Origin of the sequence: Sanguibacter hominis ATCC BAA-789 (assembly GCF_012396185.1) — a bacterium.
Lineage (GTDB): Bacteria > Actinomycetota > Actinomycetes > Actinomycetales > Cellulomonadaceae > Flavimobilis > Flavimobilis hominis.
Genome location: NZ_JAAXOW010000002.1, coordinates 262410 through 283161, shown reverse-complemented (window position 1 = coordinate 283161; position 20752 = coordinate 262410). Strand labels below are relative to the sequence as shown.

General features: G+C 70.2%; 21 protein-coding genes. 12 read left to right on the top strand and 9 right to left on the bottom strand.

All coding sequences use genetic code 11. The annotated features are described in order from the left end of the window. Positions 1–69: 69 nt before the first annotated feature. Positions 70–864, bottom strand: coding sequence for a lysophospholipid acyltransferase family protein (locus tag HF995_RS07850; protein WP_434060845.1), 795 nt, complete (start codon positions 862–864; stop codon positions 70–72). Between the two features lie 59 nt (positions 865–923). Between HF995_RS07850 and HF995_RS07845 the strand changes: the two genes are divergently transcribed. Continuing rightward, a complete protein-coding gene (locus tag HF995_RS07845) occupies positions 924–1490 on the top strand; it encodes a hypothetical protein (RefSeq protein ID WP_168447030.1) in 567 nt (188 codons plus the stop codon). A gap of 59 nt (positions 1491–1549) precedes the next feature. Here HF995_RS07845 and HF995_RS07840 read toward each other — a convergent pair whose 3' ends face one another. Then, complete coding sequence (locus HF995_RS07840) at positions 1550–2500, bottom strand: ROK family glucokinase (RefSeq protein WP_168447256.1); 951 nt, start codon at positions 2498–2500, stop codon at positions 1550–1552. Positions 2501–2765: 265 nt separating this feature from the next. Between HF995_RS07840 and HF995_RS07835 the strand changes: the two genes are divergently transcribed. The 3 genes from HF995_RS07835 (at position 2766) to HF995_RS07825 (ending at position 6933) form a co-directional block, all read left to right on the top strand. Beyond that, a complete protein-coding gene (locus HF995_RS07835) occupies positions 2766–4580 on the top strand; it encodes an AMP-dependent synthetase/ligase (RefSeq protein WP_168447255.1) in 1815 nt (604 codons plus the stop codon). A 101-nt stretch (positions 4581–4681) separates the two neighbouring features. Then, positions 4682–6652, top strand: coding sequence for a DEDD exonuclease domain-containing protein (locus HF995_RS07830; RefSeq protein ID WP_434060844.1), 1971 nt, complete (start codon positions 4682–4684; stop codon positions 6650–6652). Then, positions 6652–6933, top strand: a complete 282-nt coding sequence (locus HF995_RS07825; protein ID WP_168447254.1) for an Lrp/AsnC family transcriptional regulator — start codon at positions 6652–6654, stop codon at positions 6931–6933. Before HF995_RS07830 ends, HF995_RS07825 begins: the two co-directional genes overlap by 1 nt. Before the next feature lie 107 nt (positions 6934–7040). Here HF995_RS07825 and trpD read toward each other — a convergent pair whose 3' ends face one another. Together trpD and HF995_RS07815 are read right to left on the bottom strand one after the other, a co-directional pair. After that, the gene (gene trpD, locus HF995_RS07820) at positions 7041–8081 is read right to left on the bottom strand and encodes an anthranilate phosphoribosyltransferase (protein ID WP_168447253.1); all 1041 of its coding nucleotides are present in this window, start codon (positions 8079–8081) and stop codon (positions 7041–7043) included. A 21-nt stretch (positions 8082–8102) separates the two neighbouring features. Next, positions 8103–8531, bottom strand: coding sequence for a response regulator (locus HF995_RS07815; RefSeq protein WP_168447252.1), 429 nt, complete (start codon positions 8529–8531; stop codon positions 8103–8105). Between the two features lie 293 nt (positions 8532–8824). Here HF995_RS07815 and ctaE point away from each other — a divergent pair, with 293 nt between their 5' ends. The 6 genes from ctaE (at position 8825) to HF995_RS07785 (ending at position 14133) form a co-directional block, all read left to right on the top strand. Then, complete coding sequence (ctaE, locus tag HF995_RS07810; RefSeq protein ID WP_168447251.1) at positions 8825–9484, top strand: aa3-type cytochrome oxidase subunit III; 660 nt, start codon at positions 8825–8827, stop codon at positions 9482–9484. Positions 9485–9531: 47 nt separating this feature from the next. Beyond that, positions 9532–10314, top strand: coding sequence for a cytochrome bc1 complex diheme cytochrome c subunit (qcrC, locus tag HF995_RS07805; protein ID WP_168447250.1), 783 nt, complete (start codon positions 9532–9534; stop codon positions 10312–10314). After that, positions 10311–11336 (top strand): cytochrome bc1 complex Rieske iron-sulfur subunit, encoded by a 1026-nt coding sequence (qcrA, locus tag HF995_RS07800; protein ID WP_350308782.1) that lies wholly within the window; start codon positions 10311–10313, stop codon positions 11334–11336. The genes qcrC and qcrA overlap by 4 nt, the downstream gene beginning before the upstream one ends. Beyond that, positions 11333–13015, top strand: coding sequence for a cytochrome bc1 complex cytochrome b subunit (gene qcrB, locus HF995_RS07795; protein WP_168447249.1), 1683 nt, complete (start codon positions 11333–11335; stop codon positions 13013–13015). Before qcrA ends, qcrB begins: the two co-directional genes overlap by 4 nt. 159 nt (positions 13016–13174) lie before the next feature. Next, positions 13175–13798, top strand: coding sequence for a superoxide dismutase (locus HF995_RS07790; protein ID WP_168447248.1), 624 nt, complete (start codon positions 13175–13177; stop codon positions 13796–13798). A gap of 134 nt (positions 13799–13932) precedes the next feature. Further along, positions 13933–14133: a hypothetical protein gene (locus HF995_RS07785; protein ID WP_168447247.1), complete on the top strand. Its 201-nt coding sequence runs from the start codon at positions 13933–13935 to the stop codon at positions 14131–14133. A gap of 87 nt (positions 14134–14220) precedes the next feature. Here the strand turns inward: HF995_RS07785 and HF995_RS07780 are convergent, their stop codons facing one another. From HF995_RS07780 to ctaC, 3 genes are read right to left on the bottom strand one after another with little or no spacing between them, the layout of a single operon-like run. Continuing rightward, the gene (locus tag HF995_RS07780; protein ID WP_168447246.1) at positions 14221–14619 is read right to left on the bottom strand and encodes a cytochrome c oxidase subunit 4; all 399 of its coding nucleotides are present in this window, start codon (positions 14617–14619) and stop codon (positions 14221–14223) included. Next, positions 14616–16427 (bottom strand): aa3-type cytochrome oxidase subunit I, encoded by a 1812-nt coding sequence (gene ctaD, locus HF995_RS07775; RefSeq protein WP_168447245.1) that lies wholly within the window; start codon positions 16425–16427, stop codon positions 14616–14618. Before ctaD ends, HF995_RS07780 begins: the two co-directional genes overlap by 4 nt. Beyond that, a complete protein-coding gene (gene ctaC, locus HF995_RS07770; protein ID WP_168447244.1) occupies positions 16427–17347 on the bottom strand; it encodes an aa3-type cytochrome oxidase subunit II in 921 nt (306 codons plus the stop codon). The genes ctaD and ctaC overlap by 1 nt, the downstream gene beginning before the upstream one ends. Before the next feature lie 190 nt (positions 17348–17537). Between ctaC and HF995_RS07765 the strand changes: the two genes are divergently transcribed. Both HF995_RS07765 and HF995_RS07760 read left to right on the top strand, forming a co-directional pair. After that, positions 17538–18719 (top strand): cysteine desulfurase family protein, encoded by a 1182-nt coding sequence (locus HF995_RS07765; RefSeq protein ID WP_168447243.1) that lies wholly within the window; start codon positions 17538–17540, stop codon positions 18717–18719. After that, complete coding sequence (locus tag HF995_RS07760; protein WP_168447242.1) at positions 18716–18943, top strand: sulfurtransferase TusA family protein; 228 nt, start codon at positions 18716–18718, stop codon at positions 18941–18943. The genes HF995_RS07765 and HF995_RS07760 overlap by 4 nt, the downstream gene beginning before the upstream one ends. Positions 18944–19033: 90 nt before the next feature. Here HF995_RS07760 and erpA read toward each other — a convergent pair whose 3' ends face one another. After that, positions 19034–19384 carry an iron-sulfur cluster insertion protein ErpA gene (gene erpA / locus HF995_RS07755; RefSeq protein ID WP_168447241.1) on the bottom strand — a complete coding sequence of 117 codons (351 nt, stop codon included), beginning with the start codon at positions 19382–19384 and terminating at the stop codon, positions 19034–19036. Between the two features lie 143 nt (positions 19385–19527). Continuing rightward, positions 19528–20721, bottom strand: a complete 1194-nt coding sequence (locus HF995_RS07750; RefSeq protein WP_168447240.1) for a glycerate kinase — start codon at positions 20719–20721, stop codon at positions 19528–19530. Positions 20722–20752 lie beyond the last annotated feature (31 nt).

Below are 20752 nucleotides of genomic sequence, written 5' to 3'. Positions count from 1 at the left end.
CGCTCTCAGCGGCGCCGGGGCGGGCGGTGGATCTGCGCGTGCGCCGCGACGTCGTCGCGCACACGTCCATCAGTCTACTGACGTGCCCGGTTCCTCCGACGGAGGTACCGGAACCTGGACGTCCGGGATCGGGCGCCCACCAGGAGCCTGCCCTGAGGTCGGCGCTCCGGCGTCGGTCTTTTGTCCCGCAGCGAGACGGGCCTTCTGCGTCGCGGCGTAGACGTCGACGTACTCCTGGCCCGACAGGCGCATCAGCGAGTACATGATCTCGTCGGTCACCGAACGGAGGATGAAGCGGTCCTCCTGCATGCCCTGGTACCGCGAGAAGTCGAGCGGCTCACCGAACACGATGCCGATGCGCACCGGACGGGGCAGGACCTTGCCGAGGGGCTGCGCGACCTCGGTGTTGATCATGGCGACCGGGACGACCGGGACGCCGGACTCGAGCGCGAGGCGGGCTACGCCCGTCTTCCCGCGATACAGACGTCCGTCGGGGCTGCGCGTGCCTTCGGGGTAGATCCCGAAGAGCCCGCCCTCACGGAGCCGCTTCAAGCCCGTGTTGAGCGCGGCCTCGCTCGCCTTGCCGCCCGAGCGGTCGACCGGGATGGTCCCGACGCCGCGGAAGAACCCGGCCTGGAGACGCCCCTTGATCCCGGTGCCCGTGAAGTACTCGGACTTGCCGATGAAGACGATCTCTCGGTCGAGCACGAGAGGCAGCACGAACGAGTCGATCACCGCGAGGTGGTTGCTCGCGAGGATCGCGCCGCCCTCGGCGGGCACGTTCTCGACGCCTCGCGTCCAGGGCCTGAAGAAGAGCTTCAGCCACGGGCCCGCGAAGACACGCTTCATCAACCAGTAGAACAACCTGCCTCCTCGTGCGCCCTGCGTTCGCGAGGTGCATCACCGACTCTAGAGTGAACAGCATGTCGGAACCGAATGCAGCGCCCCACCCCGATGGCGAGGAACTGCCGCGCGACTCCCACGCGGACGAACCGGACGGACAGGACGTCGAGCCCGCCGACGCTCCTGAGCCGCCCGACGAGCCTACGACCAGTGACGACACGGACGACACCGACGCGCGGTTCGCGAGCATCGTCGCCCAGCTGAGGTCTGACCCGATCTGGGCCGAGCCCGCGAGCCAGGCTGCCCCGACGGCGGAACCGAGGTTCCCCACGGCTCCCGGCGTCCGCCCCTTAGGACCGCGGGATCACCCTGCGACCGACGACGTCGTCGACCTCGAGGACGACCAGAGCCACTACGAGCCTCCCGAGCCGCCGCCTCTCCTCGGTGGCGACCCGTTCCTCACGCTCGGGTGGATCGCGGTGACGCTCGCGATGCTCTCGCTCCTCGCGACCGTCTTCGGTCCCAAGCCCACCCCGACGCTGTGGCTCCAGGTGACGGGCGGCGTCCTGCTCCTCGGTGTGACGATCCTGCTCTGGCGCATGCCGCACCGGCGCGACCCGGACCACGTCCCCGACGACCAGGTCTGACGGCGCGAGAGGCGCCGACGACTTCCGTCGTCGGCGCCTCTCGCGTCGTCAGGGGACCCTCAGTGGCGCGCGAGGTCGGCCGCGCCGACCATGCCCGCCTCGTTGCCGAGTCGCGCGAGCTCGATGCGAGCGAGCGCCGGACGGTGGGTGCGCGCCGAGAGGTGCTTCTCGAACGACGCGACGGTCGGGTCGAGGAGGACAGCGCCGGCGTCGCACACGCCACCGCCGATCGCGATGACCTCGGGGTCCATGAACGCCGAGAGCGACGCGGCGCCCGCGCCGAGCCACTGGCCGAGGTTCGCGAAGATCTCGATCGCGAGGGCGTCGCCCTCGTGCGCGGCCGTCGTCACCATCGGGCCCGTGAGGTTCTGCGGGACGCCGCCCGCGAGCTCGAGGAGCCGCTCTGCACGGTCCGCCTGCGCGACGAGCGCGGCGCGCGCGTCGGCGACGAGCGCGGAGCCCGAGGAGTACTGCTCCCAGCAGCCCGCCTGGCCGCAGCCGCAGAAGCGACCGTCGGGGACGACGCGCATGTGCCCCACCTCGGTGCCCATGCCGTAGCGGCCGCGCACGAGCTCGCCGCCGACGACGGCGGCGCCGCCGAGGCCGGTGCCGACCGTGAGCACGAGGAAGTCAGTCGTGCCTCGACCGGCACCGAAACGGTACTCGGCCCAGCCGGCAGCGTTCGCGTCGTTCTCGACGACGACGGGGATGTCCGGGTTCGTCAGCTCCGCGACGCGGGCGGCGAGAGGGTAGTCGCGCCACGCGGCGATGTTCGTCCCGAACAGGACCGAGTCGCGCTTCGGGCTGCAGAAGCCGGCGGCAGCGAGGCCGATCGCGCTGATCTCGTACGACGCCGAGAGCTCCTGGTAGGCCTCAGCGATCGAACGGTCGATGTTCGCGGCGTCGCGCGGGTCGGTCGGCTTGCGCACCTGCGCGAGCAGGGTCCCGTCCTCGTCGACGACGCCCGCCGCGATCTTCGTCCCACCGATGTCGACACCGAGCGCGTGCATATGTCTGTCCTCATGCTTTCCGGAGAGCTGTGCCCCGTGACGGGGTTGCCGCCCAAAGCCTGCCACACGCGAGGGCCCGTGAGACCTACCCGTCCGACCCTTGCGCGACCCGCCTCGCTCGGCATCGCGGCGCGCCCATACTCCTGGGGGTAGGACCTAGGTCTCAACTCTGCGACGATCAAGACTGATATTGGCGCGATGCCCCCACAAAGCACCTGATACCGCTAGTCTCACCTACACACGCCCACCTGCCACTGGAGTCAGCATGAGCGAAGCACGTACGCCGTTCCTCGTCGAGGTGGATCGGTCGACCAACATCAACAGCATGCTCGCGACCCGCGTCGCCGAGCGCGGACAGCACGCGATCATCGAGGTCAAGCAGGGCGACGGCGCCCCGTGGCGTCAGATCACCGCGAACGAGTTCGAGGCGCACGTCGTCGCCGTGGCCAAGGGTCTCGTCGCAGCGGGCATCGAGCCAGGACAGTCCGTCGGCATCATGTCCCGCACCCGCTACGAGTGGACGCTCCTCGACTGGGCGATCTGGGCCGCCGGCGCCGTCACGGTGCCGATGTACGAGACCTCGTCCCCCAAGCAGGTCCAGTGGATCCTCTCCGACGCAGACGTGCGCCTCGCCGTCGTCGAGACCTCACACCACGCCGAGGCGGTCGCCTCGGTCGCGAAGAAGGCCCCGTCGCTCGGCCGCACCCTCGTCATCGACGACGGAGCGATCGACACGCTCGTCCGCGAGGGCGCGGACGTCCCCGACGAGGAGATCGCACGACGCCGCTCGCTCGCCACCCTCGACGACCTCGCGACGATCATCTACACGTCCGGCACGACCGGCCGCCCCAAGGGCGCCGAGCTCACGCACGGCAACTTCGTCGAGCTGTCGCTCAACACCGTCGCGCGCCTCCAGGCGATCGTCGGCGTGCCCGGTTCCCGGACGCTCCTGTTCATGCCGCTCGCGCACGTGTTCGCGCGGTTCATCGGCGTGCTCACCGTCCCGGCCAACACCGTGCTCGGCCACACCCCCGACACCGCGACGCTGCTGCCGGACCTCGCCGTCTTCAAGCCGACGTTCATCTTGTCCGTCCCGCGCGTGTTCGAGAAGGTCTACAACAGCTCCGAGCAGAAGGCCATCGCCGGCGGCAAGGGCAAGATCTTCCACTGGGCCGCCGCGACCGCGATCGCCTACTCGCGCGGCCTCGACTCCCCGAGCGGCCCCGGGTTCGGCCTCAAGGTGCAGCACGCCGTCGCCGACGCCCTCGTGCTCAAGAAGATCCGCGCCGCGCTCGGCGGCCAGGCCGAGTGGGCCATCTCCGGCGGCGCCGCGCTCGGTGAGCGCCTCGGTCACTTCTACCGCGGCGTCGGGCTCAAGGTCCTCGAGGGCTACGGCCTCACCGAGACGACGGCGCCCGCGTGCGTCAACGTCCCCGACAAGCCGAAGATCGGCACGGTCGGTCCACCCCTGCCCGGGGCGGCCTTCCGCATCGACGCCGACGGCGAGGTCCTCATCCAGGGCCCGCAGGTCTTCCGCGGCTATCACAACAACCCGGAGGCCACCGCCGAGGCGTTCGTCGACGGATGGTTCCGCTCGGGCGACCTGGGCTCGCTCGACGAGGACGGCTACCTGCGCATCACCGGCCGCAAGAAGGAGCTCATCGTCACGGCCGGCGGCAAGAACGTCGCCCCCGCGGTGCTCGAGGACCGCGTGCGCGCGCACGCGCTCGTGAGCCAGTGCGTCGTCGTCGGGGACGCCCGGCCGTTCATCGGCGCGCTCCTGACGATCGACACCGAGGCACTGCCCGGCTGGCTCTCCGCGCAGGGCAAGCCTGCGATGTCGCTCCAGGAAGCGCTCGCCGACGCGGACGTCCAGAAGTCGCTCGACAAGGCGATCGCCCGCGCCAACAAGGCCGTGTCGCGCGCCGAGTCGATCCGCAAGTACCGCGTGCTCGAGAACGACTTCACGATCGACAACGGCTACCTCACGCCGTCGCTCAAGGTGAAGCGCAGCCTCGTGCTCGAGGACTTCGCGCACGAGGTCGAGGCGCTCTACAGCGAGGTCCAGGCGAACGCCTGACCATGTCGACGGCCGCCCGCTCGTGCGTCGAGCGGGCGGCCGCCGCCGCGCCAGGGGCGTGACGACGCTCGGTGTCAGGGGGTGCCGATAGCGTCGCGCTCGTGCGACAGGACCTGGGCGCCCGGCCCCTCAACCACCCGGGGACGCAGCTGCGCCGACCCGAGGTGGTGCCGGGCGGGACGCCCGTGCAGCTCGGCCTCGACGAGCTCGGGACGCCGCTGCATGAGGTGACGTTCGTCGTCCTCGACCTCGAGACGACCGGCGGCAAGCCGGGCGCCGAGGAGATCACGGAGATCGGCGCCGTCAAGGTCCGTGGCGGCGAGGTGCTCGGCGAGTTCCAGACTCTCGTCAACCCAGGCGTTCCTGTGCCCCCGCGCATCGCCGTTCTCACCGGGATCACGACGGCGATGGTCGTCGACGCCCCACGCGTCCGCGAGGTCCTGCCGACCTTCTGGGAGTTCATCCACGGGGCCGTGCTCGTGGCTCACAACGCGAGCTTCGACATCGGGCACCTCAAGGCGGCAGCATCCGCGATGGACCTCGCGTGGCCCGGCAACCGCGTCGTCGACACGGTCACGCTCGCGCGCCGCGTCGTCACGCGCGACGAGGCGCCCAACCACAAGCTGTCGACCCTCGCCGCCCTCTTCCACGCGACGACGACGCCCGAGCACCGCGCGCTCGCCGACGCCCGAGCGACCGTCGACGTGCTGCACGCGCTCCTCGGCCGCCTCGCACCGTGGGGCATCACGCACCTCGAGGACCTCACGACCGCGACCGACCCGGTCCCGCCGGAGGTCCGGCGCAAGAAGGGGCTCGCCGCCGGGCTCCCCTCAGGCCCAGGCGTCTACATGTTCCACGGGCCCGGCGACGAGGTGCTCTACGTCGGCACGTCTGTCGATGTGCGCAAGCGCGTCCAGAGCTACTTCACGGCGTCCGAGAAGCGCCGCCGCATGACCGAGATGCTCCGCATCGCCGAGCGCGTCAGCGCCGTGCCGTGCGCGACCCGGCTCGAGGCACGGGTCCGCGAGCTCCGCCTCATCACCGAGCACTCCCCCAGGTACAACCGACGCTCGAAGTTCCCCGAGCGCATGCCGTGGGTGCGTCTCACCGACGAGGACCACCCCCGCCTGAGCGTGGTCAACCGGACCGTCCCCGAGCCCGCACCCACGGAGCAGCCCAGCGCCTCGCGGCCCGGCGCTGTACACATCGGCCCGTTCCTCTCCCGCCGCACCGCACAGCTCGCCGTCGAGGCCGTGCACGGCGCTCTCGACCTCCGGCAGTGCACGCGCCGCCTCCCCCGGGTCGCGTCCATGACCACGAGCGCCTGCCAGCTCCTCGATCTCGGCCGCTGCAGCGGACCGTGCGTCGCCCTGCACGGCCCCGCGGGCGACCACGCTCGCGAGCAGCACGACGACGTGGCCAGGGCCGTCGTGACGGCTTTCACGACATCGCCGGCTTCCGTCGTCGAGCCGATGCTCGCTCGCATCGCCCGCCTCGCGCAGGAAGAGCGCTACGAGCAGGCGGCGACCGAGCGCGACCGCCTCGCCGCGTTCCTGGAGGGCGCCGCACGCCGCGAACGCTTCCAGGAGCTCGCGCTGTGCGCCGAGCTCGTCGCCGCACGTCGTACCGAGCGCACGCAGGGAGCGGGCGCCTGGGAGATCGTCGTCGTCCGGTACGGGCGGCTCGCCGGAACAGCCGTCGCACCGGGCGGTACCGACCCGTACCTGACGATCGACGCCGTGACCGCGACGGCCGAGCACGTCGATCCGCCCGTCGCGCCCGCGACAGCCGCCCACCCCGAGGAGTCGCTCATCCTCCTCGACTGGCTCGCCGACCCGGACGTCCGGCTCGTCCGGACGACGCGTCCGGCGTCGTGCGCCGTCCACGGCGCGCAGTCGTACGCGACGGTGAGCGACCAGGCTCGCCGTGGGCGCGCCACGACAGCCACGATCGGCGACGACGACCGGACCCGCCGTGACCTCGCCCCCGTCCCCGGGGGCGCTCAGCCTGGCAGGATGGTCCTCGAGACAGCCGGCTCGGCACTGGCCGTAACCCACGAGAGGACACCCTGATGATCACCGCGTTCGTCATGATCGACGCCATCCCCGCACAGATCCCTGAGGTCGCGGCGGCCGTCACGGCGATCGACGGCGTCAGCGAGGTCTACTCGGTCACCGGTGACACCGACCTCATCGCGATCGTGCGCGTGCGCAACCACGACGAGCTCGCGGAGGTCATCGCCGACGGCGTCAACAAGATCCCCGGGATCACCCGCACGCTGACCAACCTTGCGTTCCGCACCTACTCGGCCGACGACCTCGACCACGCGTTCGACCTCGGGCTCGGCGACTGACCGCCCCGAGGACGCCTCTCGCCAAGCCATCGTCGCGGGGAGCGCACCTCAGCGCGTGCGGCCTCCGCCGCGAGGAGGCGCGTTCACGCCCCGCGGCGCGTCTCGCTTCAGCGGGCGCTCGCGCTCGACCAGCGGTCGAGGACCTCGTTCGCCGCCCCGGAGTCGAGAGCAGCCTCAGCGTGGGCGTACGCCGCCGCCAGCCGCGTCGCGAGCGAGCCCTCGCTGGTCCCGGGCAGGCTCCCATCAGCGACGACCGCAGCTGCCGCGTTCAGCAGGACCGTCTCGCGGACCGGGCCAGCCTCGCCCGCGAGCACGGCGCGTGCCACGCCAGCGTTGTGCACGGCGTCGCCGCCACGCAGATCCTCGACCGTGATCCGCGCGAGGCCCAGGTCGGATGCCGGGTCGAGCTCGCTCTCGACGACGTCGCCGGCGCGCACCTCCCACACCCGCGCGGTCCCCGTCGCTGCGAGCTCGTCGAGACCGTCGTCGCCACGGAACACGAGCGCCGACGTGCCGCGCGCCGCGAAGACGCCCGCCATGAGCGGCGCCATCCGCAGGTCGGCGCAGCCGACCGCGGTCGCGTGGGGGCTCGCAGGGTTCGTCAGCGGTCCCAGGAAGTTGAACGCCGTGCCGATCCCCATCTCGCGCCGCGCGATCGCCGCGTGCCGCATCGCTGGGTGGAAGGTCGGCGCGAAGCAGAACGTGATGCCCGCCTCGGTGAAGATCTCCGCGACCCGCTCGGGAGCATGGTCGAGCCGCACACCGAGCGCCTCCAAGACGTCCGCCGAGCCCGAGGCCGAGCTCGACGCACGGTTGCCGTGCTTGACGACCCGCAGCCCCGTGCCGGCGATCACGATCGACGCCATCGTCGAGATGTTCACCGTGAACGCGCGGTCACCGCCCGTGCCGACGATGTCGACGGCGCGCGACGCGTCGACGTCGAGCGGTACCGCGTGCCCGACCATCGACTCCGCGAGGCCCACGAGCTCCTGCGTGCTCTCGCCCTTCGTCCGCAGCGCGACCAGGAGGCTCGCGAGCCGGACCGGGGACACGTCGCCGTCCATCACGCGATCCATGGCCCAGGCGGCCTGCTCGCGGCTCAGGTCCTCGCCCGAGACCACGATGCTGAGAAGGTCGGGCCAGGACATGTCCACGAGCGTTTCCTAACGTCAGGCCGCGGTGGCGCCAAGCTGTTCGGCGACGACACGCTGCACGGTGATCGGGTCGAGAGGTCGCGACACGGTGCCGTCGGCGAGGGACCACGACGCCAACCAGCTGTCGTGGGGCCGACCGAGCAGCACCACGACGGGCGGGCACGCGTAGACCTCGTTCTTGAGCTGGCGGCACAGTCCCATGCCGCCGACCTTGTCGGCCTCGCCGTCGAGGATAACCAGGTCGAACGCGCCCAGGTCCTGGCGGTCCAGGATCGCGTCCGCGGTCGCGACCTCGGTCCACTCGATCGCCGGTGCGCCCGAGCGCAGACGCGGCCCGACCGCGAGACGCACCTGCTCGCGGATCGTCAGGTCGTCGCTGTGCAGGAGGATGCGCGGGGCGCGGTCGCTCGGAACGCTCGTGGACGTCTGGTCCTGGGTCGACATCGTCATCGCCTTTGCAGATCGGTCGGGCACCGCGCGACCCGGACGGGCTCGCGGATCGGTCGCAGGAGGACTCTCCTGTCAGCATCTTGACACGTCGGGAAGCCCGTTCGGGCCCCGTGACACCCCGATGGAGACAGGCTGACACTATTCGTTGCTTCGTCACCAAAATCGCCGGAATCTCGCGGATTCCGCATGGTTTCGCGGGTTGCTAGACGCCTCCGCGCCCATTGTGGGCCACGTCCGAGCGGATCTCCTAGGTCCAATGGCCCCAACCTGCCTCGTTGTCGGCAATAATGGCTGCCGTGACGACTGCAACCGCTGCCTCCAGCACCCCGACGCCCACGGCTCACGCCGCGGTGAACCGACCGAACCCGGTCTCGGTGGGGACGATCGTGTGGCTCGCGAGCGAGCTCATGTTCTTCGCCGGCCTGTTCGCGATGTACTTCACGCACCGATCGGTCATGCCCGCCCAGGAGTGGGCGGAGAACTCCGCCCACCTGGCGATCCCGTTCGCGATCGCGAACACGACCGTCCTGGTGCTGTCGTCCGTGACGTGCCAGTTCGGCGTCATCGCCGCCGAGCGGTTCCAGCCCGAGCGCAGCGGTCGCCTGTTCCAGATCACCCGCTGGGGCATGAACGAGTGGTTCGTCCTGACCTTCATCCTCGGCTCGATCTTCGTCGCCGGCCAGGTCTTCGAGTACGCCGAGCTCGTCCAGCACGGCGTGACGATCTCCTCCACGGCCTACGGGTCGGTCTTCTTCCTCGCGACCGGTTTCCACGGCCTTCACGTCGTCGGCGGCCTCATCGCGTTCCTCTTCGTGCTCGGCCGCTCCTTCTCCGCGAAGAAGTTCGGTCACCACGAGGCCACGACGGCGATCGTCACCTCGTACTACTGGCACTTCGTCGACGTCGTCTGGATCGGCCTGTTCCTGGTCATCTACGGGCTTCGCTGACGCCTGCTCCTCCCCTTCCCCACCCACTGCGAGACGAGGATCATTCCGTGAAGGCACTCGCCGCCCGCCGCCACCACCGGTTCGCGCCGGTCGTGCTGCTGCTGCTGGCGCTGCTGGCCACCGGTGGCATCTACGCTGCCGTCGCCCCGAGCACCGCGCAGGCAGATAACTCTGCGAGCGTGGCTGACGTCGAGAAGGGCAAGCAGCTCTTCCAGGCCAACTGCGCCACCTGCCACGGTCCCAGCGCCGGAGGCACCGAGGACGGCCCGTCGCTCGTCGGCGTCGGCGCGGCGTCGGTCAACTTCCAGGTCAGCACCGGCCGCATGCCGATGCAGATGAGCGGGCCGCAGGCCCCCATCAAGCCCGGCCAGTTCACGGACGAGCAGGTAGACCAGCTCGCGGCCTACGTCGCGACGCTCGGCGCCGGCCCCACGGTTCCGACCGCCGAGATGGTGGATCCGGCCCTCGGCAGCTCGGCGAACGGCGCGGCCCTGTTCCGCACCAACTGCGCGATGTGCCACAACGCCGTCGGCGCGGGTGGTGCGCTCTCGGAGGGAAAGTTCGCTCCGGCGCTGTGGGACACCACGCCCACCAACCTCTACCAGGCGATGCTCACGGGCCCGCAGTCGATGCCCGTCTTCAACGACGCGAACCTCTCCCCCGAGGAGAAGCGTGACGTCATCTCGTTCCTGGTGGAGCAGCGTGAGGGTTCTGCCGGCGGCCTGACCCTCGGCTCTCTCGGACCGGTGTCCGAGGGCCTCTGGGTGTTCGTCATCGGCATGGGCCTCCTGATCGGAGCCGCAGTCTGGATCGGAGCGAAGTCCTCGTGAGCACGCACGACAACTCCCGCGACCTCACGGCGCAGAGCGCCTCGAGCGTCCCCGAGACCTTCGAGGACCCGGGGCTGCCCGAGCACAAGTACCGTCAGGCCGACCTCGACCCGAAGGCCGACAAGCGCGCGGAGCGCCAGGTCGTCGTCCTCTTCGCCCTCTCGGTCCTCGGCACCATCGGCAGCCTGGTCGCGTACTTCGTGATCACGCCCGGGGAGACGACGGCGTCCGTCCGGAACGCCAACCTCGCGTTCGGGCTGTGCCTCGCGATCTCCCTGCTCGGCATCGGCCTCGCGGCAGTCCACTGGGCCAAGACCCTCATGTCTGACCACGAGGTCGCCGAGAAGCGCAAGCCCATCGCGAGCGACAGCGAGACCCGTCGTGACGCGATCCAGGCGCTGGCGGACGGCGCCAAGGACTCCGGCATCGGCCGCCGCGGCGTGCTCAAGGGCGCCGTCCTCTCGGCCGTCGCGCTCTTCCCGCTGACGATCGCGGTGCCGCTCATCGGCTCCGTCGGCGGCGACTGGAAGATCTCCAAGTTCAAGCACACGATCTGGCGCAAGGGCACCCGTCTCGCCAAGGACCCGTCGGGCGACCCGATCAAGGCGTCCGACGTGACGATCGGCTCCGTCTTCCACGTCATCCCTGACGGACTGCGCGACCACGAGCACTGGATGGAGGAGAAGGCGAAGGCCGTCGTCCTCCTGGTCCGTCTCGACGAGCGCGACCTCAAGCACGTCCCGGGCCGCGAGAGCTGGGCCTACAACGGCATCGTCGCGTACTCGAAGATCTGCACCCACGTGGGCTGCCCGGTGGCGCTCTACGAGCAGCAGACGCACCACCTGCTCTGCCCCTGCCACCAGTCGACGTTCGACGTCGCCGACGGCGCCAAGGTCGTGTTCGGCCCGGCGAACCGGCCGCTCCCCCAGCTGCCGATCACCGTCGACGACGAGGGCTACCTGATCGCCCAGGACGACTTCGCCGAGCCCATCGGCCCGAGCTACTGGGAGCGTCTGCGATGACCACCACTGCACCCGAGACCAAGCTCGGCGGTGCCGTCGACTACCTCGACCAGCGCACCGGCGTCGGCAACGCCGTCAAGGAGTTCGCCCGCAAGGTCTTCCCTGACCACTGGTCGTTCCTGCTCGGCGAGATCGCGCTCTACTCGTTCGTCGTGCTCCTCATCAGCGGCGGCTTCCTCACGATGTTCTTCGTGCCGTCCATGGGGCTCATCACGTACCCCGAGGACTCGCTGCCCGTCGCCATGCAGGGCGTCGAGATGTCCGAGGCCTTCGCGTCGACGCTGCACCTCTCGTTCGAGGTGCGCGGCGGCCTGCTGATGCGCCAGATCCACCACTGGGCCGCGCTGCTCTTCATGGCGTCGATCGTCACGCACATGATGCGCGTCTTCTTCACGGGTGCGTTCCGCAAGCCCCGCGAGCTCAACTGGGTCGTCGGCTTCACGCTCATGATCCTCGGCCTGCTCGCTGGCTTCTCCGGCTACTCGCTCCCCGACGACGTGCTCTCCGGCAACGGTCTGCGCATCGCCGACGGCGTGGCGAAGTCGATCCCGATCATCGGCGCCTATGCGTCGTACATCCTCTTCGGTGGGGAGTTCCCGGGCGAGCACATCATCCCGCGGCTCTTCACGGTGCACATCCTGCTGATCCCCGCGCTGATCCTCGCGTTCGTCGGTCTGCACCTGCTCATGGTCGTCGTGCACAAGCACACGCAGTACCCGGGTGGCGGCCGCAGCGACAAGAACGTGGTCGGCTTCCCGCTGTTCCCCGTGTACGTCGCCAAGGCTGGTGGCTTCTTCTTCGTCGTGTTCGGCGTGCTCGCTCTCATGGGCTCGACGCTCGCGATCAACAACGTGTGGAACTACGGTCCGTACGACCCGTCGCCCGTGTCCGCCGGCGCCCAGCCTGACTGGTACATGCTCTTCCTCGAGGGCGCGCTGCGCCTCATGCCCGGCTGGGAGTGGGTCGTGGGTGGGTTCACGATCCCGATCAACATCCTCGTCCCGGGTGTCGTGATCCCCGGCATCCTGTTCACGGCTCTTGCGCTGTACCCGTTCATCGAGGCGCGCGTCTCGGGCGGCAAGGGCGAGCACCACGTGCTCGACCGTCCGCGCAACGTTCCGGTCCGCACCGGCCTCGGGGTGGCGCTGCTGACCGCGTTCGTGATCCTCGTGCTCGCAGGGTCGAACGACCTGATCGCGACGCACTTCCACATGTCGATCAACACGATCACCTGGACGTTCCGCGTCCTGTTCTTCGCCGGCCCCGTGCTCGGCTTCTGGATCACGAAGCGCATCTGCCTGAGCCTGCAGCGCAAGGACCGCGAGCTCGTGCTCCACGGTCACGAGTCCGGTCGCATCGTCCGTTTCGACAACGGCGAGTACGTCGAGGTGCACACCCCGCTCGACGAGCAGGAGCGCTGGCTGCGCGTCGGCCACCACGTCTACCGCCCGCTCGAGATCGAGCCGGCCGAGGACTCTCGTGGTGTCCGCCGCAAGGGCTACGCGGCCGACAAGCGGTGGCAGCGACTCTCCCGGTTCTTCTACGAGGACCGCGTCGAGCCGGTCACCCCGGCCGAGCTGGCCGCGGCCCACTCGCACGGCGAGCACGACGCGCTGCCCGGCTCCGACGAGCGTCCGCTGATCGAGAACGGTCCTGAGACGGACGTGCGGAATCACTGATCACGCGGTTGTGTTGAACCTATGACCCCGGGCCCTGCCCTCCGGTTCGCCGGCAGGCAGGGCCCGATGTCTTACCCTCGTGCGGCCCGTGTGCCGACGAGCAGCCATCCACAGCTCCGGCGCGACAGCCCGGGGCCCAGCACCACGGAGGAGACGACCATGGCGGACTACACCCTTCCCGACCTCGGCTACGACTACGGAGCTCTCGACCCGCACATCTCCGGCCGGATCATGGAGCTGCACCACTCGAAGCACCACGCGGCCTACGTCGCTGGCGCCAACACGGCCCTCGAGCAGCTCGCCGAGGCCCGCGCGAACGAGTCCTTCGGCACCGTGAACCTGCTCGAGAAGAACCTCGCGTTCAACCTCGGCGGGCACGTCAACCACTCGATCTTCTGGCAGAACCTCTCCCCCGAGGGCGGTGGCGAGCCTGACGGTGAGCTCGGCGCAGCAATCACCGAGTTCTTCGGCTCGTTCGACGCGTTCAAGAAGCACTTCGCCGCGAACGCCGTCGGGATCCAGGGCTCCGGCTGGTCCATCCTGGCCTGGGACACGCTCGGCAAGAAGCTGATCATCGTCCAGCTCTACGACCAGCAGGGCAACCTGCCGATCGGCATCGTGCCGCTGCTCCTCCTCGACATGTGGGAGCACGCCTTCTACCTCGACTACGTCAACGTCAAGGCTGACTATGTCAAGGCGTTCTGGAACATCGTGAGCTGGTCCGACGTCGCGGCCCGCTTCGCACGTGCACGGACGCAGGGCGAGGGGTTCCTCGTCCCCTGACGAACCCAGCACCGTGAGGGGACGCCGCCTACCGCGGCGTCCCCTCACGTGCATCTGACGCAAGGACCCCGGGCGCTCCCCAGCGCCACCGACCTGGTCGGGCGCCGGTGCGCGCGACTGAAGCAGGAGAGATGATGCACGACGCCGAGAAGGTGACCCGCGGCCGAGCGATCACCAACAAGCTCGCCAAGATCCTCGGGCCCGCACAGGTGGGCAACTACGTCGAGCCGCGACGGCCCGTCACAGACGCTCAGCAGGCGAGCGCCGAGCAGATCCGGTCCGGGTACCGCCGCGTCGTAGCACCGGACGGCACCGTGCGCCTGGAGCGCGCCTAGCGGCACCCTCCTCCCAGGCACGGCGAGAGGGCCGGTACCGACCACATGGTCGGTACCGGCCCTCTCGCCGTGTCGTGGTGCGTGGCGTCAGTGGGCGTGCTGCCCGCGGGAGAACTCGAACACCCAGCCGACGAGCGCGATCACGCTGACCGCGGCACCGATGTAGAAGACCCACCAGCCGACTGCGAGGCCCAGGAAGCAGATGCTCGCCGCGAAGGCGAGGACGAGCGGCCACCAGCTCCACGGGGCGAAGATGCCCTGGTCGCCGGCACCCTGCTCGATCTCACCGTGCGGGTCGTCCTCCGGACGGGCATCCATCTGACGCGCGGTCACCCGGAGGTAGGCCGCGATCATGCCTGAGAGCCCCACGAGCAGCAGGAGGCAGACCGAGCCGACCGGCTCGAAGTCGCTCATGAGCGCGTAGACAGCCGTGACGACCAGGAAGAAGGGCGCGAGCCAGAAGAAGAGGTTGGTCTCGATCTTCACTTCGTGTCTCCTTCGTGGGGGCGCTCGGCGTCGATGACCTTGATCGACGACTGCTCCGGCTCCTGCTCACCGGAGGCCATCTTGTTGGCGAGGTCACCGTTCTCGCCGCGGCGGTCCGCGTCGGCATAGATCTGGTCGAGCACGTTCGAGCTGCCTTCGACGTGGTCCATCGCCGCGACCTCAGGGTGGTGGAGGTCGAAGGCGGGACGCTCCGAACGGATGCGCGGCAGGGACGTGAAGTTGTGGCGCGGCGGCGGGCAGGACGTCGCCCACTCGAGGGAGGAGCCGAAGCCCCACGGGTCGTCGATCGCCACCTTGGGCGCCTTGCGCCAGGTGACGTACACGTTCCAGAGGAACGGGAGCGTCGAGGCGGCAAGAAGGAAGGAGCCGATCGTGGAGACCTGGTTCATCCAGGTGAAGCCCTCCTCCGGCATGTAGTCCGGGTAACGACGCGGCATGCCCGCCACACCCAGCCAGTGCTGCACGAGGAACGTCATGTGGAAGCCGATGAACAGCGACCAGAAGTGGATCTTGCCGAGCTTCTCGTTGAGCATGCGACCGGTGAACTTGGGCCACCAGAAGTAGAAGCCGGAGAACATCGCGAACACGACGGTGCCGAAGACCACGTAGTGGAAGTGGGCGACGACGAAGTACGTGTCAGAGATGTGGAAGTCGAGGGCCGGGCTCGAGAGGATGACGCCGGTCAGACCACCGAAGAGGAACGTCACGAGGAAGCCCATCGCCCAGAGCATCGGCGTCTCGAACGTGATCTTCCCGCGCCACATCGTGCCGATCCAGTTGAAGAACTTCACCCCGGTCGGCACGGCGATGAGCATCGTCATGAGCGAGAAGAACGGGAGGAGCACGGCGCCGGTGACGTACATGTGGTGGGCCCACACGGTCACGGACAGCGCGGCGATCGCGATGATCGCGAAGACCATGCCCTTGTAGCCGAACAGCGGCTTGCGGCTGAAGACCGGGATGACCTCGGTGATGATGCCGAAGAAGGGCAGCGCGATGATGTAGACCTCAGGGTGCCCGAAGAACCAGAAGAGGTGCTGCCACAGGATGGCGCCGCCCGTCTCCGGGTTGAAGATCTGCGCGCCGAGGCGGCGGTCGGCACCCAGGCCGAACAGCGCGGCCGCGAGCGGCGGGAACGCCATGAGCACGAGGATGCTCGTGACGAGCGTGGCCCACGAGAAGATCGGCATGCGGAACATGGTCATGCCCGGTGCGCGCATCGTGATGGCGGTGGTGATGAAGTTGACCGCACCGAGGATGGTGCCGAAACCCGTCATGGCGAGGCCGAACACCCACAGGTCTCCACCGAGCCCCGGGCTGAAGGTCGCGTTGGACAGCGGCGCGTACGCGAACCAGCCGAACGAGGCGGCACCCTGGCGCGTGAAGAAGCCGGAGACGGCGATGATGCCGCCGAAGAGGTAGATCCAGTACGCGAACATGTTGAGTCGCGGGAACGCGACGTCAGGCGCGCCGATCTGGAGCGGCATGATGAAGTTCGCGAAACCGGCGAAGAGCGGCGTGGCGAAAAGCAGCAGCATGATCGTGCCGTGCATCGTGAAGAGCTGGTTGTACTGCTCCTTGCTCTGCACGACCGAGATCCCGGGCTCGAAGAGCTCGGCCCGGATCACGAGGGCCATGAGGCCCCCGATGCAGAAGAAGATGAACGACGTGATCAGGTACATGTACCCGATGGTCTTGTGGTCGGTCGACGTGACCCACTTGACGACCGTCCGCCCCAGGGTCTGACGGGTCGGCTGGAGCCCGGGGACGTTCTGCTGGGCTTCCATCAGTGCTGCTCCTCCGTCTGGGTCAGGTCGGCGGCGTCCTGCTGCCGGTTCAGGTCGAGACCGAGAGCGCCCGTCTTGCCTGCGGCGCGCAGCTCGTCCATGTGGGCGTCGTAGTCGGCACGCGACACGACCGCGACGTTGAAGAGCATCCCGGAGTGGTGCTCACCGCAGAGCTCGGCGCACTTGCCGGCGTAGTAGCCGATGCGCTCAGGGATGATCTGCATGCGGTTCGTACGGCCGGGGATCATGTCGAGCTTGTCGAGGAACGCCGGCACCCAGAACGAGTGGATGACGTCGCGCGAGTCGAGGACCAGCTCGACCTGCTCGCCGACCGGGAGGTACAGCGTCGGGAGGGACACGTCGGTGCCCGGCTGCCCGTCGAGGCTCGTGTCGCCGCCGAGCACCGAGACGTCCTTCGCGTGCTGACCGTCGAAGTAGACGTCGTCGTCGAGGTAGTTGATGTCCCAGCTCCACTGCTTGCCGACGACCTGGATGGTCACGTCCGGCTCGGCGTCGAGCGAACGGATCTCGGTCATGTCGCGCTGCGTGTAGAAGAAGAAGACGCCGATCATCACGAGCGGGATAACGGTGTACATCATCTCGAGAGGCACGTGGTAGCGCGTCTGGATCGGCAGCGTGTGGTCGTTCTTGCGCTTCCGGTAGGCGATCGCGCACCAGAGCATCAGGCCCCAGGTGATGAGACCGACGACGAGGAGCGCGATCCACGAGCCGACCCACAGCGACGTGATGCGGTCGGTGTGGTTCGTCACGGGGCCGTCGGAGTACCCGGGCATGAAGCCGCGCTGGGTCGCCTCGGAGCAGCCGGAGACGAGCAGCACGAACGTGGCGGCGAGCGCAGGTGCGCTCAGCCGCCGGAGGATGCCGCGCTGCTGACGACTGGGTGAAGTGTGCGAGTGCAAGGGAGGCCTTTCACGTCACGTCCCAGGTCCGCGCCATCCGGCCGGACGGCACAGCACTGGGACCTTGGTCCTCGACAGTCCGAGCCTAGCGCCTCGGGAGGGACCTTCATCCCAGGAAGATGCCCGAGGTCATGGCGGTTGCCCGGTATTTGTCACCAAGGGACGTTCAGGCCCGGGTTAGCGTTGCGATGTGACCCGACCGACCACCCCTGACGCCTCCGCGAGCACTCGCCCCGCCGGGCGCTCCTACCTCGACGCCGGGGGTGCCGCCCCCCTCCACCCGCTGGCCCTGGAGGCCTTGCGGCAGGCGTCCGCCGAGGGGTGGTCGAACCCCGAGCGCCTGCACTCCGAGGCGAGGACCGCGGCGACGCTCCTCGGCGCGGCACGCGAGACGTTCGCGGCGCTCGTCGGCGCCCGCACGCAAGAGGTGCACCTGACGCCGTCGCACGTCGCGTCCCTGCACGCGGCCGTCACGGCGGTCGCGCCAGCCCGACGCCGCGTCGGGCGGGGCGTCGTGGCGTCGGCGGTCGAGCGCGCCGCGGTCCTCGCGGCCGCGCGCCACGTCGCGGGCGAGGACGGCGTGACGCTAATCCCCACCGACCGCCTCGGTCGTGTCGACGCCCTCGCGATGGCAGACGCCGTCGCGCAGCCAGGCGTGGGCCTCGCATGCCTGCAGCACGCGAACGGCGAGGTCGGGACGGTTCAGCCGCTCGCCGCCGTGCACGAGGCGGCGCGCGCAGCGCGCGTGCCGTTCCTCGTCGATGCCGGCGCGTCGCTGGGCCACGCGCACGTGCCGTCGTCGTGGGACGTGCTGGCAGCCGACCCTGCCGACTGGGGCGCGCCGCGCGGTGTCGGGCTGCTCGTGGTGCGGCAGGGCGTGCGAGTCGCGCAGACCGGGCCTGAGGACGCCGACCCGTGGGCACCGGGCGGCGTCAACGTCGCGAACGCCTTCGCGGCGGCCGTCGTGCTCAAGGCCGTCATGGCCGAGCGCCAGGAGACCGCTGCCCGGCTCTCCGTGCTCGTCGACAGGCTGCGGGACGAGGTGCCGAGGCTCGTGCCTGACGTCGAGGTCGTCGGGGACCCGGACGAACGGCTCCCCCACGTGCTCACGTTCTCGTGCCTCTACGTCGACGGCGAGGCGCTCCTGACGGAGCTCGACCGGCACGGGTTCGCGGTCGGCTCCGGCAGCGCGTGCACGTCGCTCACTCTCGAGCCGAGCCACGTGCTGCGCGCGATGGGGGTCCTCACGCACGGGAACGTGCGCCTCACGCTGCACCCCGGCGTCACGTCCGACGACGTCGACCGCTTCCTCGCGGTGCTCCCCGGGTGCGTCGCCCGTGTCCGAGACCAGCTGGGGGTGCGGGGCCTGTGAGCACCGCACCCGACGTCGACGCCCGCGGGCTGCGCTGCCCGCTGCCGGTCATCCGGCTGGCGGCCGCAGCCGCCGAGCTCCCCGCGGGCACGAGCGTCGCCGTCCTCACGACCGACCCCGCCGCGTCGACCGACATACCCGCGTGGGCGCGCATGCGCGGCCACACCCTCGTCGTCGACGAGGACCACGGCGACCACCGCCGCATCGTCGTCGAGCTGGGCTGATCGTCGCGCCCGGGCCCGGAAACCCTCCCGGGACGCGAACGAGGCCGGACCCCGCGGGGCCGGCCTCGTCGACGTGCAGGGCTCAGCGACTCAGCTGAACGAGTCCCCGCAGGCGCACGAGCTGCCCGCGTTGGGGTTGTCGATCGTGAAGCCCTGCTTCTCGATCGTGTCCGCGAAGTCGATGGTGGCGCCCTCGAGGTACGGGACGCTCATCTTGTCCACGACGACCTCGACGCCGTCGAAGTCGCGCGTCGCGTCGCCGTCGAGCAGGCGCTCGTCGAAGTAGAGCTGGTAGATCAGCCCCGAGCAGCCGCCAGGCTGCACGGCGACCCGGAGGCGCAGGTCGTCGCGGCCCTCCTGCTCGAGAAGGCTGCGCACCTTCGAGGCGGCGACGTCGGTCAGCTCGACGCCGTGCGTGGTGGTCTCAGTGGTCTCGCTCATCAGGTCTCCGGCATTCACTGGGGCAAGGGCGGGCACATGGTCAACACGGCCCCCCTTCCGGTTTGTTCCCACCAGCGTACGCGGGAGCGCCGTGTGCCGGGCGGATCGGTGAGCAATGCCACCGCTCTGCGGTACGGGGCAGGTCAGAGCACCCAGGTGCGGGCCACCCGCGCGACCCGCTCGGCGACCTCGTCGCTGCTGGTCCACCACGCGGCGTCGGCGTGACCAGTCTCGTGGACGCCCGCGACGCCGATCGCGGACCACTCACGGCGGCCCGCCTCGCTCCCCCCGACGAGGGCGGCGACGGGGACGGCATGGTCGAGCGCGACCTCGGCGACGGCGGGAAGGACGCCGTCGTGCACCTCAGCCGCGTCGATCGCGGGCGCGACGACGACGACGAGGTCGCTCGCGGCGATCCTCTCGCGGAGGTGCGCGAGGTCCGCGACGACGTCGATCGCGCGCCGGACGCGCGCGCCGAGCGCGGCGAGCATGAACCCGACCCCACCGCCCGCGGCGGCTCCGGGGGTCGCGGCCAGCGCGCGGGCGAGGTGGTCGGGCGAGGAGGTCGCGACGTCGACGGGCGCGCCCAGGAGGTCCCGGCCGACGAGCGAGCCGGAACGCGCACGCCCCACCGCGAGGGAGAGGTCGCCGAGGTTGCGCTCGAGCCGCTGTGTCGTCGCAGCGCCGACCGCGTGCTGGGAGAGCCCGGCGGCGAGGCCGCCGAGCCCGAGGAGCGTACGGTCCCCGCGCTGCGCCACGACGACGTCGCGTCCTGCGAGCGCGTCCCGCAGGGCGAGGAGGTCGGGCAGGTCGTGCGCGTCGATCCCCGCGAGGGCACCGGCGCCCTGGCGCAGCCGGTCCGAGGCACCGGGGACGCCGAGGCGCTCCGCGAGGGCCGCGAGCATGCCAGCGCCACCGTCGGCCCATGCCGTGTCGGCCCCGAGAACGTCGCCAGCGCCGACGACGATCGTGCGTGCGCGAGTCTCGAGCGCGGCTGCGAGGAGCTCGCCGACCGGTGCGGACGAGCCGTGCTCGGCGAGGTCGTCGGCCGCCCCCTCCCCGGTGCGGTCGCGGACGGCCGCGACCTCGGCGGCTGCGACCGAGGCGGTCTCGAGAAAGAGCGCGGCGCCGTCGGCGGCAGGGTCTGCGAGGTGGCCGCGTGCGGTCTCGGCGAAGCCGGCGGAGCCGTCGCTCAGCAGGACGGTCTGCACGTCGGCGTGCGGGACCGCCCGGGCCCACGCCGTCGCGACCTGCCGGGCGACAGCGTCGGCGACGTGGGCGCCCGGGGCCCCCGCCGTGGAAGGCCAGGCGGTCGAGGGGATGACAAGAACCTGCATGCCCACATGGTGCCACCGCGAGACCCTGGCC

Excerpts from the sequence above, each read along its gene's own strand:
- HF995_RS07785 (WP_168447247.1), top strand. The coding sequence starts at position 13,933 with ATGCACGACGCCGAGAAGGTGACCCGCGGCCGAGCGATCACCAACAAG.
- HF995_RS07835 (WP_168447255.1), top strand. The coding sequence starts at position 2,766 with ATGAGCGAAGCACGTACGCCGTTCCTCGTCGAGGTGGATCGGTCGACC.
- HF995_RS07825 (WP_168447254.1), top strand. The coding sequence starts at position 6,652 with ATGATCACCGCGTTCGTCATGATCGACGCCATCCCCGCACAGATCCCT.
- HF995_RS07845 (WP_168447030.1), top strand. The coding sequence starts at position 924 with ATGTCGGAACCGAATGCAGCGCCCCACCCCGATGGCGAGGAACTGCCG.
- HF995_RS07750 (WP_168447240.1), bottom strand. The coding sequence starts at position 20,721 with ATGCAGGTTCTTGTCATCCCCTCGACCGCCTGGCCTTCCACGGCGGGG.
- HF995_RS07840 (WP_168447256.1), bottom strand. The coding sequence starts at position 2,500 with ATGCACGCGCTCGGTGTCGACATCGGTGGGACGAAGATCGCGGCGGGC.
- qcrB (WP_168447249.1), top strand. The coding sequence starts at position 11,333 with ATGACCACCACTGCACCCGAGACCAAGCTCGGCGGTGCCGTCGACTAC.
- trpD (WP_168447253.1), bottom strand. The coding sequence starts at position 8,081 with ATGTCCTGGCCCGACCTTCTCAGCATCGTGGTCTCGGGCGAGGACCTG.
- ctaE (WP_168447251.1), top strand. The coding sequence starts at position 8,825 with ATGGCTGCCGTGACGACTGCAACCGCTGCCTCCAGCACCCCGACGCCC.
- ctaD (WP_168447245.1), bottom strand. The coding sequence starts at position 16,427 with ATGGAAGCCCAGCAGAACGTCCCCGGGCTCCAGCCGACCCGTCAGACC.
- erpA (WP_168447241.1), bottom strand. The coding sequence starts at position 19,384 with ATGAGCGAGACCACTGAGACCACCACGCACGGCGTCGAGCTGACCGAC.
- HF995_RS07790 (WP_168447248.1), top strand. The coding sequence starts at position 13,175 with ATGGCGGACTACACCCTTCCCGACCTCGGCTACGACTACGGAGCTCTC.
- HF995_RS07815 (WP_168447252.1), bottom strand. The coding sequence starts at position 8,531 with ATGTCGACCCAGGACCAGACGTCCACGAGCGTTCCGAGCGACCGCGCC.